General features: G+C 45.9%; 15 protein-coding genes. 11 read left to right on the forward strand and 4 right to left on the reverse strand.

Annotation, left to right across the window (positions count from 1 at the left end; genetic code table 11):
• The first annotated feature begins 35 nt into the window (after positions 1-35).
• The 4 genes from Q0882_RS01650 to Q0882_RS01665 are packed head-to-tail and all read left to right on the forward strand — an operon-like array spanning position 36 to position 5,180.
• Positions 36-1,379, forward strand: a complete 1,344-nt coding sequence (locus tag Q0882_RS01650) for an MATE family efflux transporter (protein WP_299177119.1) — start codon at positions 36-38, stop codon at positions 1,377-1,379.
• Positions 1,380-1,388: 9 nt separating this feature from the next.
• Positions 1,389-2,483 carry a DUF3080 family protein gene (locus Q0882_RS01655; RefSeq protein WP_299177121.1) on the forward strand — a complete coding sequence of 365 codons (1,095 nt, stop codon included), beginning with the start codon at positions 1,389-1,391 and terminating at the stop codon, positions 2,481-2,483.
• 21 nt (positions 2,484-2,504) lie between these two features.
• Positions 2,505-3,206 carry a transglutaminase-like cysteine peptidase gene (locus Q0882_RS01660; protein ID WP_299177123.1) on the forward strand — a complete coding sequence of 234 codons (702 nt, stop codon included), beginning with the start codon at positions 2,505-2,507 and terminating at the stop codon, positions 3,204-3,206.
• A gap of 24 nt (positions 3,207-3,230) precedes the next feature.
• A complete protein-coding gene (locus tag Q0882_RS01665) occupies positions 3,231-5,180 on the forward strand; it encodes an EAL domain-containing protein (RefSeq protein WP_299177127.1) in 1,950 nt (649 codons plus the stop codon).
• Positions 5,181-5,234: 54 nt separating this feature from the next.
• Here Q0882_RS01665 and Q0882_RS01670 read toward each other — a convergent pair whose 3' ends face one another.
• The gene (locus tag Q0882_RS01670; protein WP_299177128.1) at positions 5,235-5,717 is read right to left on the reverse strand and encodes a ProQ/FINO family protein; all 483 of its coding nucleotides are present in this window, start codon (positions 5,715-5,717) and stop codon (positions 5,235-5,237) included.
• 69 nt (positions 5,718-5,786) lie between these two features.
• Entirely contained in the window at positions 5,787-6,026 is a 240-nt protein-coding gene (gene tusA / locus Q0882_RS01675; RefSeq protein WP_299177130.1) for a sulfurtransferase TusA, read from the reverse strand.
• A gap of 150 nt (positions 6,027-6,176) precedes the next feature.
• Here tusA and Q0882_RS01680 point away from each other — a divergent pair, with 150 nt between their 5' ends.
• Complete coding sequence (locus Q0882_RS01680; RefSeq protein WP_299177132.1) at positions 6,177-6,458, forward strand: antibiotic biosynthesis monooxygenase; 282 nt, start codon at positions 6,177-6,179, stop codon at positions 6,456-6,458.
• Positions 6,459-6,479: 21 nt separating this feature from the next.
• Here Q0882_RS01680 and rlmM read toward each other — a convergent pair whose 3' ends face one another.
• Complete coding sequence (rlmM, locus tag Q0882_RS01685) at positions 6,480-7,547, reverse strand: 23S rRNA (cytidine(2498)-2'-O)-methyltransferase RlmM (protein ID WP_299177134.1); 1,068 nt, start codon at positions 7,545-7,547, stop codon at positions 6,480-6,482.
• Complete coding sequence (locus tag Q0882_RS01690; protein WP_299177137.1) at positions 7,544-8,176, reverse strand: alpha/beta fold hydrolase; 633 nt, start codon at positions 8,174-8,176, stop codon at positions 7,544-7,546. Before Q0882_RS01690 ends, rlmM begins: the two co-directional genes overlap by 4 nt.
• Before the next feature lie 342 nt (positions 8,177-8,518).
• Between Q0882_RS01690 and ccoN the strand changes: the two genes are divergently transcribed.
• The 6 genes from ccoN to Q0882_RS01720 all read left to right on the forward strand — a co-directional run bounded on the left by ccoN (position 8,519) and on the right by Q0882_RS01720 (position 13,901).
• Complete coding sequence (gene ccoN, locus Q0882_RS01695) at positions 8,519-9,949, forward strand: cytochrome-c oxidase, cbb3-type subunit I (protein ID WP_299177138.1); 1,431 nt, start codon at positions 8,519-8,521, stop codon at positions 9,947-9,949.
• A 23-nt stretch (positions 9,950-9,972) separates the two neighbouring features.
• Positions 9,973-10,590 carry a cytochrome-c oxidase, cbb3-type subunit II gene (gene ccoO, locus Q0882_RS01700; protein WP_299177429.1) on the forward strand — a complete coding sequence of 206 codons (618 nt, stop codon included), beginning with the start codon at positions 9,973-9,975 and terminating at the stop codon, positions 10,588-10,590.
• 45 nt (positions 10,591-10,635) lie between these two features.
• Positions 10,636-10,782 carry a cbb3-type cytochrome c oxidase subunit 3 gene (locus Q0882_RS01705; protein WP_299177430.1) on the forward strand — a complete coding sequence of 49 codons (147 nt, stop codon included), beginning with the start codon at positions 10,636-10,638 and terminating at the stop codon, positions 10,780-10,782.
• Positions 10,779-11,672, forward strand: a complete 894-nt coding sequence (ccoP, locus tag Q0882_RS01710) for a cytochrome-c oxidase, cbb3-type subunit III (protein WP_299177140.1) — start codon at positions 10,779-10,781, stop codon at positions 11,670-11,672. The genes Q0882_RS01705 and ccoP overlap by 4 nt, the downstream gene beginning before the upstream one ends.
• Before the next feature lie 151 nt (positions 11,673-11,823).
• A complete protein-coding gene (ccoG, locus tag Q0882_RS01715; protein WP_299177432.1) occupies positions 11,824-13,248 on the forward strand; it encodes a cytochrome c oxidase accessory protein CcoG in 1,425 nt (474 codons plus the stop codon).
• A 134-nt stretch (positions 13,249-13,382) separates the two neighbouring features.
• Complete coding sequence (locus tag Q0882_RS01720; protein ID WP_299177141.1) at positions 13,383-13,901, forward strand: FixH family protein; 519 nt, start codon at positions 13,383-13,385, stop codon at positions 13,899-13,901.

Below are 13,901 nucleotides of genomic sequence, written 5' to 3' on the forward strand. Positions count from 1 at the left end.
CCGACCTCTATTTTTGGAGCCCCCCTCTGAAACGCTTGCAAGAACTGAAACTAATACTTTCATTAGGCCTCCCTATTGCCATTGCACAAATTGCTCAAACCTCGATGGGGTTTGTCGATACAGTGATGGCGGGAAGATACGGTTCGAGTGACCTTGCAGCGGTAGCACTTGGCTCGAGTGTCTGGCTCCCAATATTTTTGGCCAGTCAGGGATTACTTATGGCCACAACACCTATGGTAGCCCACCTGGTGGGTGCTAACCGCATTAGCGCTACCCGACAAACTCTTCACCAGGGCCTGATTGTCGTTGTAGTTTTAAGCCTGCTTGCCATCTTAACCCTGCATAACTGCATGCCGCTTTTAAGAGCGATGGATGTCAACCCCACACTTGCGATGACTACAAACCAGTATCTGCAAGCGATCTCTTGGGGATTTCCCGCCCTACTGTTCTATCAATTGATACGCAGCTACATTGAAGGGTTTGGCAAGACCCGCCCAGCCATGATGATATCTATACTGGGCCTGCTCTGTAATATTCCACTCAACTACGCCCTCATCTACGGCAAGTTTGGCTTTCCAGAACTCGGCGGGGTTGGTTGTGGATGGGCAACAGCTGCCGTCATGTGGATCATGTGCATCTCAACCCTTCTCTATCTTTCCAGATCAAGCAGTTTTAAAAGCGTTTCCCCTTTTACAGACTGGAAGCTCCCGAAGCAGGAACCCTTTAAACGATTTCTCCTATTGGGGATTCCGATCGGAATAGCACTTCTGATTGAGGTCAGCATGTTCTCAATTATTGCACTGCTGCTTGCTGATCTGGGCGAAGTTATTATTGCCTCACATCAGATCACGATCAGCTTCACCGGATTGATTTTCATGCTACCTCTGAGTATATCGATGGCATTGACCATCCGGGTGGGACAACAGCTGGGCGCTAATCAGTTTGATCAGGCCCGATACAGTGCTATAACAGGGTTTATGATAACGCTCTGCGTCGCTACTTTCAGCTCAAGTATCATGGCGATCTTTGCTACGGATATCGCCAAACTGTATACCGCTGAGTTATCCATCATCCAAATTGCTACGACATTAATCACTATCGCAGCCATTTTTCAGTTCTCCGATGCGATACAGATTACCTGCTCAGGCATCCTGAGAGGGTACAAAGATACAGCCACCCCCCTTTTCCTTGTATTTATCTCCTATTGGGTTATAGGCCTTCCCTCCGGCTATTTATTGGGAAAAACAGATCTCCTGGTACCCAAGATGGGTGCTACAGGGTTCTGGGTGGGTTTATTAATCGGCCTCACAATAGGCGCTATACTGCTATTTAGTCGCTTCCAATGGAAAAGTAGGCAATCAACACCATCTTCACTCTGAGATCACCACATGACCAAGGTTATAACCTTCACTGTTTTATCAGTCTGTATGGTCCTTGTTTCAGCATGTAGTCGTGATACTCCAGATAAAATTCTGGACAATTACCTTTATCGACTCAGTAATGTCCTCGATGTCGAAAAGCCCTCCACTCTACCGATCGAAATCCGCCCCCTATTCCCATTAAGAAGAAAAAGATCGGCCCAGACACAAGAGATAAGGGAAGGCTTATTGGACACGCTCAAACTCAGAAAATGTGGGCTACTACCACTGATAGCAGAGAGAAACAGCTCATTAGGAAAAGTACTGCAACCCTCTTTGAAAATGCAATATGAGCTTAAATTTCTGTCCGGAATCGAACACTGTTTGGAAAATTTTAATCAGGCAGAATCCACCGACACTGAACTGATGCAGCTACTGCAGCAAGTAAGAACGATCAAAAGAGCAAACCTCGCAGCAGAACTTTGGAACGGGATATACACATCCCCCGCAATTGAAGCCAACTTCAGTCGTAAGCAAACCCCTTTGCCATTAGAAAGCAACGGCAGCCACTCGCTCTCGTTAACAGCCCTACTCACTCTCAGCAACTTGATTTCAGAAATTTCTGATAACCAACCTCTTCCCAGTGGTAGGCGGCTCAGCCAGCTGGAGTCTCATTATGAGATCCTCTTTAAAAATGAAACAGGCTCCCAAGTATTTACTTCAGTACAACTCATGACAGAGTATCTGATTCAGGCTTCAAAAATGCTTAACCAGAGACTTAATCAAAGGCCACTGTGCCCCGATGGGGTGAAAACAGAGAAAGCTGAGATTCTATACAACGTATTTTTAAAATTTTATATTGGCGAGGTTCAACCCTATCTGGCACAAGTGCATCATATTGGAGAACCTTGGTTGCATGAGAACAACAAGCTATTAGATAGTTTCAGAAAACTTGGCCACCCAATCCCTGAGTCTGTTTCAAACTATGCTGCAGCCGTATTATCAACAACAGCTGAAGACAGTTTATGGAAGAATTACATCCAGGCCAGAGACAATCACACCCGCAGCTGGCAACAAATTTTAAAACAATGCGGTATGATGCCATCACAGAACAATCGTCAATAGTATGACATGGAATCAAGCCTGATGCTGGCACACAGACATCCCGAAAAAAAGACTGCGAGCAGATGTTCACTCATCCTGCTCACATGCCTTTTTGTCTTTTCCAGCTTTCTTTTAATCCATGTCGATGCAGAGAGCATCAGGCTTAGCAAAGCTGACATAGAAAAGTTAGGAAAAAAGTACGGCGAAAGAGCTAAACTCAGAATCCAAAGCTGGCAAAACCTCTTAACATCGCTGGCTGATCAGGATGAGACAACCAAACTTAAAGAGATCAACAACTTCTTTAATCAGGTTAGATTTATAGATGATATACGACATTGGAAAAAGAAAGATTATTGGGCCACGCCCGTTGAGTTTCTGATCACCAATGGCGGCGATTGTGAAGACTTTAGTATCGCCAAGTACTACACCTTAAAGGAGCTGGGTGTGGCCGTAGAAAAGATGAATCTGGCTTATGTAAAAGCGCTGGATTATAACCAGGCACACATGGTACTGACCTACTACCCTAACCCACGTTCAACTCCGTTAGTTCTGGATAATATAAACGGGGAGATACTCCCCGCATCCAAGCGACCAGACCTGCTCCATGTATATAGTTTCAATGGTGATAAGCTCTGGTTATCCAAAATGGGAAGAAGGACCACCCTGGTAGGAACATCAGACCGACTGAAACCCTGGGTAAAACTACAATCAAGAATCGAAAATAAGGACATTAACCTAAAATAGGTTTAATGCTGAGGAGTAAGAATTATGTCATTGGTTAATCAACTGATCGCTGCAATTTTTGCAGTTCTGATCGGACTTGTGTCCGGCACGTTGTACATCATGTCAGAAAGTTCTCGCTCTATCCTTCAGGATCAGCTTGAATCACATGCTCAGGATTCTGCTACCCACCTGGGACTCTATCTGGCCCCCTATATGGCCGATAATGACAGCGCTACGGTTGAAACTGCTGTCAACGCGATCTTTGATAGTGGCTTTTATCAACGCATCATTGTCACGAATGCTGATGAAGCGATCCTCTTTGAAAAACAGACACCGCCTCAGGTCCATAGTGATGTTCCTCTGTGGTTCCAGAATGCGATAAAGATCACCCCTCCCTCCATGTTCAGGGAGATTACTTACGAATGGCGTCAGGTAGGTAAGATCTATGTACAAAGCCGCGCCGGGTATGCCTACGAAAAACTGTGGAAAGGAGCACAGGATAGCCTGATCTTGTTTGTCTGCCTCTCCCTTCTCTGCGTATTAGTGATCAGTTCATTGATCCGCTATTTACTGAAGCCTCTTTACAAAGTTGAAAACCAGGCAATAGCGTTGTCTGAAAAGCGTTACATTGAGCAGGAAAAACTGCCTGGCACACGAGAGCTTAAACGCGTTGTTGAAGCGATGAATCGCATGGTGCGTCAGGTTAAGAGTATGTTTGAAGAGCAGTCACGGAACATTGAAGAACTTAGGAGAAGTGCATATCAAGACAGTCTGACCGGACTCAACAATCAGCGAGCCACTGAATCTCAACTTGCCGAAAGACTCGACTACAGGAAAGATTTCGGACGTGGCCACCTGCTGAACATCCGTTTAAAAGAGCTACAATCTATCAACCAGACAATCGGGGTAGATAAAACAAATAAGCTTCTGAAACACCTAGCAAGTCTGCTCGAGGAGATGTCGAGGCGTGCCGACCAGAGCATCCTCGGACGTATTTCAGGGTCAGATTTCATACTACTGACCGATCAGACTGATATCGATAAATTGAAAATCCAGATCGAAACAATCAATGGTGAATGCACTAAGCAGCTGGCGCAGTTAATGGAACAGCACAGCAGCTTATTATGTATCAGCGTAGGTAGCAGCGAGTGCTTTGAAGACAGGAACAGCAGTCAGTTAATTTCAGAAGCCCGGGTAGCTACCGATGAGGCTTTAGACAGCAACGTAATCTGGAAGCAATTCGCCAGTGCAGGTCAATCTTCACAACTACCTGATCAGGATGACTGGAAACAACATGTTGCCAATGCGATAAATAGACGCAGTATAATTTTGCAGACCCAGAGCATTATTGGAAGCAGTGACAACCAGCCGACTATACAGAATGAGGTCTTTGCTCGTATTCTGGATCGTGATTATCAACCTGCAGCTGCCGGTGAATTTATTAGTGTGGTCAAAGAACTTGGACTTGCTATTGAGCTGGACCGTGCTGTCATTGAGCTATCTTTACAAGAAACTCAGAAAACGATGCTTCCACTCACGTTTAACCTGAGCCACGAAGCATTGACCAACGACAGTTTCTCAAAATGGCTGACCTCGACTCTGGAGAGCATTTCACACCCTGAACGACTCATGTTTGAGCTTGATGAAACCAGTGTTCTAAATAATATGTCTCGGATTACGGAATTCCGTAATGTGCTCAAAGAAAAAGGGATCGGTTTCGGTGTCGATCACTTTGGCATTCATCCCAGCGGATTTGCGTATCTGTACTCGGTACAACCGGATTACATCAAAATTGATGGCTCACTTATACGTAACCTGGACACAAATGCAGAGGACAGATTCTTTGTCAGTAGCCTCATTAGCGTTGCACATAGCCTGGGTATAAAAGCCTATGCAGAACATGTAGAAAGAGAGGTTCAGCTTGAACTCTTAACCAACCTCGAGGTGGACGGGACACAGGGTTACCTGCACGGCACTCCTACGACCCTTAACTGATCAGCAGGCACTAAAAACGGCGGTTAAACCGCCGTTTTTTCCCAATCCTAAAAACTACTTACGTGAAACAAGCATCTCGAGTTTTTGACTCAAACGCTCTTCGCGTTCCTGCTCTTTACGCTTTTCCTGACGCGCTTTATTAATCTCTTTTAATTTATCCTTAGCGTGATCGGATTCTTCCTTTGTCACCAAACCCGCAGGCTCACCATTGATATCGATACGCTCAACTCCCTCTCGAAGAGAGCGATAGTAATTAAGAGAACGTACGTAGCTCGCAAGTGCACGCTTGATCTTATTCTTAGCTACTTTTTCATCTGCAACCAGATCTTCCTGAATCCCGATCTTCAGAGGTCTAACATTTTTGCGATCAAAGGTTTTAGGATAAGCTTCCATCAACTGCTGCAGGGCAGCCATATTTGCAGCACGGTTTTTGGATTTCGCCTTTGGCGCTTTATTTACTACGTCATTCACCTTAATAACCTCTGACTGGGATACATTTTCGGCCTGAGCTCGTTGTTGCTCTAACCTGGTTAGCATCGAATCCAGTTGATCAAATAATTGCCTAGTTGTAGAACAAAGAAATTCAACATCAACCACCTAGTAACCCTATGATCCCTTACGGATAAAATATCCATAGAGCTCATCTTCCACATACTGGTCGATTAGGTCATGCCCCAAAAAAGCACAAAACTTTGGGATATCACGCTGCGTAGATGGATCCGTTGCTAATATATGAAGCACTTCACCAACCTGCATATCCCGCACATAATTATGGAGCATCATAACCGGCTCCGGGCAGTAAAGCCCCTGAGCATCCAGAGTGTGGTCAGCTTTGATGTCGATCATTCTTTGTCTCTTGCAGAAAGTTGCGTATTGTCTCAAATTACCTATGGCAGAAAAAGCAATTTCACCACAAAACATCAACTAAAGTCGCTTTTAACCAATTAATAATCCATCCTATATTCATGGAAAACTGTTTTCAGAGGAGAAAGCATCATGATTCGTGTGATGATCGAACGCCATGTGGCTGATGAGCTGTCCACCCACTATGACAAGGCCGCTCGTGAAACCCTTCAACTCGCAATGCAGGCACATGGATTTATATCTGGCGAGGCTTTAAGGAATGCATATGACCCGAATCATCGTTTAGTAATTGCCACATATCGTACGCTGCAAGACTGGCAACGCTGGTCCGGGTCTTCAGAAAGACAGGAGATGATGGATGCCATCAACCCCATGTTAGAAGCAGAAGAGAAAGTTACAATCTTTGAGCACTGAATACAGAGACCACCTTTGCGCTTATAACGCCCGAAGGTGGCAGGTGATCTCTTCACGGTCATGATATAGCTGTTTAGCCGACAGCTCGTAAGCCAATCCATGTTGCATGAACTGTTCAGCTATCAAATTTAAACATGTAACCACTTCCTGATAGCGTTGTTTCATAGGCAGCTTGAGATTAAATATCGCTTCCGTGCACCAACCATTAATTATCCATTCTGATGCCATTTTAGCCGTTTTAACCGGCTTATCCACAACATCACACACCATCAAATAAACCGGCTCAGCTGGAACAAACTTGTAGGCATCTTCTGTAGCGTGCCTAACCTGACCTGACTCCATTAGATCCTCATTCATCGGCCCGTTATCCACAGCTGTAACAAACATACTGCGCTGCACTAACTGCCAGGTCCACCCTCCTGGTGCGGCCCCCAGATCAACAGCAGTAGCGCCATGAGCCAGTCGTTGATCCCACTGATCTTTTGGAATAAACCAATGCCATGCCTCTTCCAACTTAAGCGTTGAACGACTGGGGGCTGATTTAGGAAACTTAAGACGAGGCACACCTAACGGCCAGGGAGCAGAGTTTGCTTTTGGACAAAAGCCAACATAAATATCACACCCTGATAAAACAAACAGAGTTAAGCGATCCCCCCTAAGAGATGATGCTTTATTCAATCTATCGGATTTTCTGAGTTTTTGAGCCAGTGCAGAGCTAAATTTACGAGCAAAAGTCGCTAACTCTCGGCCTTCGGTTGTATCAGGGTATTCCGCCCAGACATCTGAACAGACGGGAAAATCCTCTATGATCGCTTCAATTTGTGAGACCCGATCCTCTCTATCCAGTGACAAACACTCTCCGCAGACCATCCACTGTCGAATGAATATCAGTTGGTTAAAATCAAGATCGCGAATGGCACGCTCCGCTTCCCCCTCCTGCTGAATATGAAAGCTGACAAAGCCCCCCCCCTGATCCAGCGTACAGTAACCATAGATACCTATAGACGCACATTGATCTGTGATCTCAGCCGCAGCTTCCTTTTCAAATCCAGACCGACACTGCAGCAGAAGGCGATTAAAATAGCTCACTGAATGATATTCCTGATTATGGCAATTGCATTTTTAAGGTGGGCCGAATGTGTGTGCCCTGAAGATTTGCGCGGTTTAAGATCATGATCACCATCCTCAAACCAGTGCATAATGACTCTCTTGTTAAGATTATACCCCTCAACCTCCTCAAGAGAACCTAAAGCATCTCTGGTCCCCTGAAAAACATGCAGCGGTACCGGCAAAGAGGAAAGATGTTCTGTACGCAGTTTATCGGGCTTCCCTTTAGGATGGAATGGATAACCAAAAACAAAACAACCACTAATACCTGAATAATCCGGAAGCATTGTAGCCACACGCCCCCCCATCGATTTACCCGCGACAAAAAGGGGAACATCTTCCTTTTGATATTTAGCAACGAGTTCTGCAAAGTGATCAACCAGCGCAGGTATTCTATCAGGCGGTCGCCGCCTGCCATCAACCTGTTTTTTTTGCATATAGGGAAAGTTAAAGCGGATAACCTCTAAACCGAGATTAGCAAGCTCCTTGGCAATATTCTGCATAAAATCGCTATCCATAGCGACACCAGCACCATGGGCAAAAATAACCCTACCAAAATTAGGTTTTCCATTAATTAACACAGACTTAGCGGATGCAAGCTGTAAAGACATATATTATCCACCGATCAAACTTGATTTGAATCAAATAAAGAGGAGAAAAGCATAAGCGAGCACGCCACAAAACCTAGACACAAGTCAAAGAAAAAAAACCATATTCCAAACTCTTATATACAAACAATAAAACGCAATATGTATTTTGTTATTATAAATCAACATGTTACCAAGCTAGCACCCCCATTAGAAGCATGAAAATTAGACCTAGGTCGATATTACGCGCCTGCGACAAAATGCCTCATTCATTGCGCTAAACACATTGAAAATACAGCGCTATTCCCAGATAATTGCCTGCGAAACTCAAAATTTCCATAAATAGCTTGTTGATGAGAGCCTGACATGAGCACAGCAACTGAACACCCCACCTACAATTATAAAGTGGTGCGCCAGTTCGCCATCATGACAGTGATCTGGGGTATCGTCGGTATGACCGTCGGTGTCCTAATCGCTGCTCAGTTGGTTTGGCCTGCACTAAACTTTGATACCGCGTGGCTGACCTATGGTCGTCTACGTCCGCTGCATACCAACGCAGTTATCTTTGCATTCGGCGGTTGCGCCCTGTTTGCAACTTCGTACTACGTTGTACAGCGTACCAGCCAACGCCGCCTGATCTCTGATGGTCTAGCAGCGTTCACCTTCTGGGGCTGGCAGGCTGTTATCCTTGCAGCAGCAATTACTCTGCCACTAGGCCTGACCTCTTCTAAAGAGTATGCAGAGCTAGAATGGCCGATTGATCTTTTGATCACTGTTGTTTGGGTCGCTTATGCGGTTGTCTTCCTAGGCACTGTGAAGATGCGTAAAACATCTCACATCTATGTCGGTAACTGGTTCTACATGGCCTTCATCATTACGGTTGCAGTTCTGCATATCGTAAACAGCATGGCCATCCCTGTTTCTATGTGGAAATCTTACTCTGTATACCCTGGTACAGTTGATGCCATGGTACAGTGGTGGTACGGACATAACGCAGTAGGTTTCTTCCTGACAGCTGGCTTCCTGGGCATGATGTACTACTTCGTACCGAAGCAGGCTGAGCGTCCAATCTACTCTTACCGCTTGTCTATCGTTCACTTCTGGGCACTGATTGCTACATACATGTGGGCTGGTGGTCACCACCTGCATTACACAGCCCTACCTGACTGGACACAGTCTGTAGCGATGGTTATGTCTTTGATCCTTCTGGCTCCATCTTGGGGTGGTATGATCAACGGTATGATGACTCTGTCTGGCGCGTGGCACAAACTGCGTACCGATCCAGTTCTTCGCTTCCTGGTTGTTTCTCTGTCCTTCTACGGTATGTCTACCTTTGAAGGCCCGATGATGTCTATCAAAACTGTAAACGCTCTGTCTCACTACACTGACTGGACTGTTGGTCACGTACACGCAGGTGCTTTAGGTTGGGTAGCTATGATCTCTATCGGTGCTGTATACCACATGATCCCTCGCCTATTCGGTAAGGCTCAGATGTATAGCGTTGGCCTGATCAACACTCACTTCTGGCTGGCAACTGTTGGTACAGTTCTCTACATCTGCGCGATGTGGGTTAACGGTATTCTGCAGGGCCTGATGTGGCGTGCAGTTAACGAAGACGGCACTCTGACTTACAGCTTCGTAGAAGCCCTGGAAGCATCTCACCCAGGCTACTTCGTTCGCTGGTTGGGCGGTATGTTCTTCCTACTGGGTATGGTCCTGATGGCCTACAACGTATGGCAGACCGTTCGTAAAGGCAGCACTGCACCAGAAGCTGAAGCTTCTGCACAGGCAGCCTAAGGTCAAAGGAGCAGATAGAAATGATCAAACACGAAACGATTGAAAAGAACATTGGCATCATGATCCTGCTGATCATCATTGTGATCAGTGGCGGTGGCCTTGCAGAGATTGTACCTCTGTTCTTCCAGTCTTCTACGACTAAACCAATTGAAGGCATGCGTACATACTCTGCGCTGGAATTTGAAGGCCGCGATATCTACATCCGTGAAGGTTGTAACGTATGTCACAGCCAGATGATTCGCCCATTCCGCGCAGAAACTGAGCGTTATGGACACTTCTCCACTGCAAACGAGCATGTTTGGGAACACCCATTCCTATGGGGATCCAAACGTACAGGTCCTGACCTGGCTCGCGTAGGTGGCCGTTACTCCGACGATTGGCACCGCGCTCACTTGTATAACCCTCGTGACGTTGTTCCTGAGTCGAAAATGCCATCTTACCCTTGGTTATTCGAAACCAAGCTAACTGGCAAAGATACCGCTACTAAGCTTGAAGTACAGCGTAGCCTGGGCGTTCCGTTTACGGACGAGCAGATTGCTGGTGCTCAGGATGCAGTTCAGGGCAAGTACGAAATTGACGCTCTGGTTGCTTACCTACAGGCACTTGGCAAAATGCATTCTGTATACAACAACAAGCGGTAATAACGCGTGAATTACGAAGTTTATGGACCATATATTCCGGTAATAATGCTAATCACGTTTTTGGCCCTGTTTGCGTGGGTGCTAAACCCCAAGAACAAAGCCAAATACGATGATGCGGCAAATATGCCTCTTCAGGAGCCTGATGAGCCAATCCAGGATGATGAGTCCAATAACGGGAGAAAACAAAAATGAGTGCTTTCTGGAGCGCGTGGGTAACGGTAATTACCCTGGCAGTAATTCTTGGTTGTACTTGGCTTCTTCTTGCGACTCGCAAGAGCCAGCCGCACCAGGATACGACTGAAGAAACACTAGGCCATGAATTTGATGGCATCGAAGAGTATGACAACCCACTTCCAAAATGGTGGTTCCAGATGTTCCTGGCAACTGTCATCTTCGGTCTGGTTTATCTTGTTCTTTACCCTGGGCTGGGTAGTTTTAAAGGCCTTCTGGGCTGGACATCTACTAACCAGTGGGAAGAAGAGATCCGTCATGCTGATGAGGTTTACAAGCCTGTATTCGCTAAATATGCAGCCCTACCTGCTGAAGAGCTAATTAAGCCTGAAAATGAAGGCGGCCTAAAAATGGGTCAGCGTATGTACGCTAACAACTGCTCTCTTTGTCATGGTACTGCAGCAACGGGTGCACACGGCTTCCCTAACCTAGCAGATAAAGACTGGTTATACGGCGGTGATCTGGCAACTATCAAGGCTTCTATCACAAATGGTCGTAACGGCGGCATGCCTCCTTGGGGCGCTGTACTAGGAGAAGAAGGGGTACGTGATGTAACTAACTACGTACTTTCTCTAAGTGGTGCAGAAGCTGACGCTGAAGCATCAGAACGCGGCAAAGGCCAGTTCCAGGCCCTGTGTACTGCTTGTCACGGCGCAGATGCTAAAGGCATGGCTGTGCTGGGAGCGCCAAACCTGACAGATGATGTTTGGTTGTATGGTGGCTCTTTCGAAAAAGTAGCTCACTCAATTCGCAACGGTCGAAACGGTGTAATGCCGGCTCACAAAGACCTTCTAAGCGATGAGAAGATCCACTTGATTGCGGCCTACGTTTATAGCTTGTCTAACAAGTAATAAGCAGCCATAAGAAATAAAAGGCGATATGATGCAGATCATGTCGCCTTTTTTTGTGCAGATCTATTATAATATTCATCTTTGCTAATACACTAAAACGTCTTAGCAAAGCTGATTATCAATTATCACTGGTGAGTATGTGAGCAACAATATGAATCAGATTCCGGTTCAAGATGTCACTCCAAAGAAAAAGAACACTTCTGAGGAAAATTTCGACCTGTATGCCAAACGCGAGCATATCTACGTAAAAAACTACACTGGCTTCTTTAAAAAATTCCGCCAAGCATCAAGCTTTATTATGCTATTGATGTTTTTTGGCTTCTCATGGGTTACATGGGATGGCCGCCAAGCGGTTCTGTTTGACCTACCAAACCGACAGTTCCATGTCTTTGGTATGACATTCTGGCCTCAAGATTTCATGCTGCTCTCCTGGCTGCTGATCATACTTGCCTTCGCCCTATTCTTCTTCACCGTATTCGCTGGGCGGCTCTGGTGCGGCTACGCCTGCCCCCAATTCGTTTGGACATGGATCTATATCTGGATCGAGAACTTCACCGAAGGTGATCGCAACAAACGAATGAAGATGGACAAAACTAAAGGATGGAGCCAGGAGAAGGCAATCCGCAAAGGCACTAAGCACATTCTTTGGATTTTGTTTTCCGTAGCATCCGCGATCGCATTCGTCGGCTATTTCACACCCATACGTGAACTTTTAGGCAGCATCGCCTCTTTTGAATTAGGTCCCTGGGAAACCTGGTGGCTAGGCTTCCTCACTGTTGCAACCTACGGAAATGCAGGCTGGTTACGGGAGCAAGTTTGTATCTACATGTGCCCTTATGCCCGCTTCCAGTCGGTGATGTTCGACCAAGACACTCTCATCATCTCGTATGATGAAAAACGCGGAGAGAGTCGTGGCAAACGCAAAAAAGGAAGTGATTACAAAGCAGCAGGCCTTGGGGATTGCATCGATTGTAATGCCTGCGTTCATGTATGCCCAGTAGGGATCGATATTCGTGACGGCTTACAGTATGAGTGTGTCGCCTGTGGTGCCTGTGTCGATGCCTGTGACGATATGATGGAGCGCGTTGGCTATGAAAAAGGCCTGGTCCGCTATACCACTGAGCACCAACTGGCTGGTAATAAAACACATATTCTTAGACCTCGCCTTATCGGTTACTTCGCGGTACTGTGTGCAATGTTTATTGCCTTCAGCTATACCATATACAGCCGAATTCCTTTAGAGGTCGATATATTACGTGATCGTGGTCAACTCTATTCTGAGCTGTCTAACGGTCAGATCGAAAACGTTTATACGCTTAAACTAGCAAACAAAGAACAGGTCGATCACCAATACCGCATCTCTGTCAGTGGCGTTGAGGGATTAGAGTATCTTGGTGAGGAGATCATCACGATTAAGTCTGGTGAGTTACTGGACCTCCCCATCCGTATTAATGTTCCTGCCAGGTATATTGATAAAGCCAACAACACAATATTGTTCAGGGTTCAGGCTGTTGATAACCCAAGCATTTTGATTGAGGAAGAAAATCGCTTTATCGGCCCAGCACCAAAACGCTAGAGCGCTGATGAATATCAATTAAGGCGGTGCATTAATGCTCCACCTTAATAACAAATAGGTTAGAATAGCTGCCCACCTGAGGTGTATTGAAACGACTTCAGGTATGGCAGCTTTTTTTTGGGTATCGATTTCACATGAATACAAGTAATAAAACACCACCGGGTCCATGGTATAAACAGCCCTGGCTCTGGTTCATTCTGGCGCCACTGATTGCAGTTGTTATCTACGGCACATTCTTTCTTTATCTTTCCATTGTGACTCATGATGGCATTGTTAAAGATGATATGTATAAAGTTGCTCGCGGGCATTTCGTAGATACCAGTCGGGCAGAAGCTGCACGAGAGCTTGGGATAACTGGCCAATTGAGACTAGATAATCTTACAGGGGATCTTTCTCTCAATTTCATCTCTGGTCAGAGTGAGCGTCCTGAGTTTCTAAACCTCAGTATTATCCATCCAACTCATCAACAGTATGACCAGAACATCACGCTTAAGCAGGTTCCTGGCAGTAACGCATACCTTGGCAGTCTACAAACATCATTGAAAGGTAAGCGCTACCTTATTCTTGAAGATGACACTAAGGCATGGAGACTTCGTGCTGAGATTCTTCCTCCCTATGATCAGAATGATGTTGAGTTGCTTCCTGCTAATTGA

The sequence above is a fragment of the uncultured Neptuniibacter sp. genome, assembly GCF_947498015.1.
In the GTDB taxonomy this organism is placed as follows: Bacteria; Pseudomonadota; Gammaproteobacteria; order Pseudomonadales; family Balneatricaceae; genus Neptuniibacter.

Excerpts from the sequence above, each read along its gene's own strand:
- Q0882_RS01690 (WP_299177137.1), bottom strand. The coding sequence starts at position 8,176 with ATGTCTTTACAGCTTGCATCCGCTAAGTCTGTGTTAATTAATGGAAAA.
- Q0882_RS01655 (WP_299177121.1), top strand. The coding sequence starts at position 1,389 with ATGACCAAGGTTATAACCTTCACTGTTTTATCAGTCTGTATGGTCCTT.
- ccoG (WP_299177432.1), top strand. The coding sequence starts at position 11,824 with ATGAATCAGATTCCGGTTCAAGATGTCACTCCAAAGAAAAAGAACACT.
- Q0882_RS01720 (WP_299177141.1), top strand. The coding sequence starts at position 13,383 with ATGAATACAAGTAATAAAACACCACCGGGTCCATGGTATAAACAGCCC.
- Q0882_RS01705 (WP_299177430.1), top strand. The coding sequence starts at position 10,636 with ATGCTAATCACGTTTTTGGCCCTGTTTGCGTGGGTGCTAAACCCCAAG.
- ccoN (WP_299177138.1), top strand. The coding sequence starts at position 8,519 with ATGAGCACAGCAACTGAACACCCCACCTACAATTATAAAGTGGTGCGC.
- ccoP (WP_299177140.1), top strand. The coding sequence starts at position 10,779 with ATGAGTGCTTTCTGGAGCGCGTGGGTAACGGTAATTACCCTGGCAGTA.
- Q0882_RS01680 (WP_299177132.1), top strand. The coding sequence starts at position 6,177 with ATGATTCGTGTGATGATCGAACGCCATGTGGCTGATGAGCTGTCCACC.
- tusA (WP_299177130.1), bottom strand. The coding sequence starts at position 6,026 with ATGATCGACATCAAAGCTGACCACACTCTGGATGCTCAGGGGCTTTAC.
- Q0882_RS01660 (WP_299177123.1), top strand. The coding sequence starts at position 2,505 with ATGCTGGCACACAGACATCCCGAAAAAAAGACTGCGAGCAGATGTTCA.
- Q0882_RS01670 (WP_299177128.1), bottom strand. The coding sequence starts at position 5,717 with ATGCTAACCAGGTTAGAGCAACAACGAGCTCAGGCCGAAAATGTATCC.
- Q0882_RS01665 (WP_299177127.1), top strand. The coding sequence starts at position 3,231 with ATGTCATTGGTTAATCAACTGATCGCTGCAATTTTTGCAGTTCTGATC.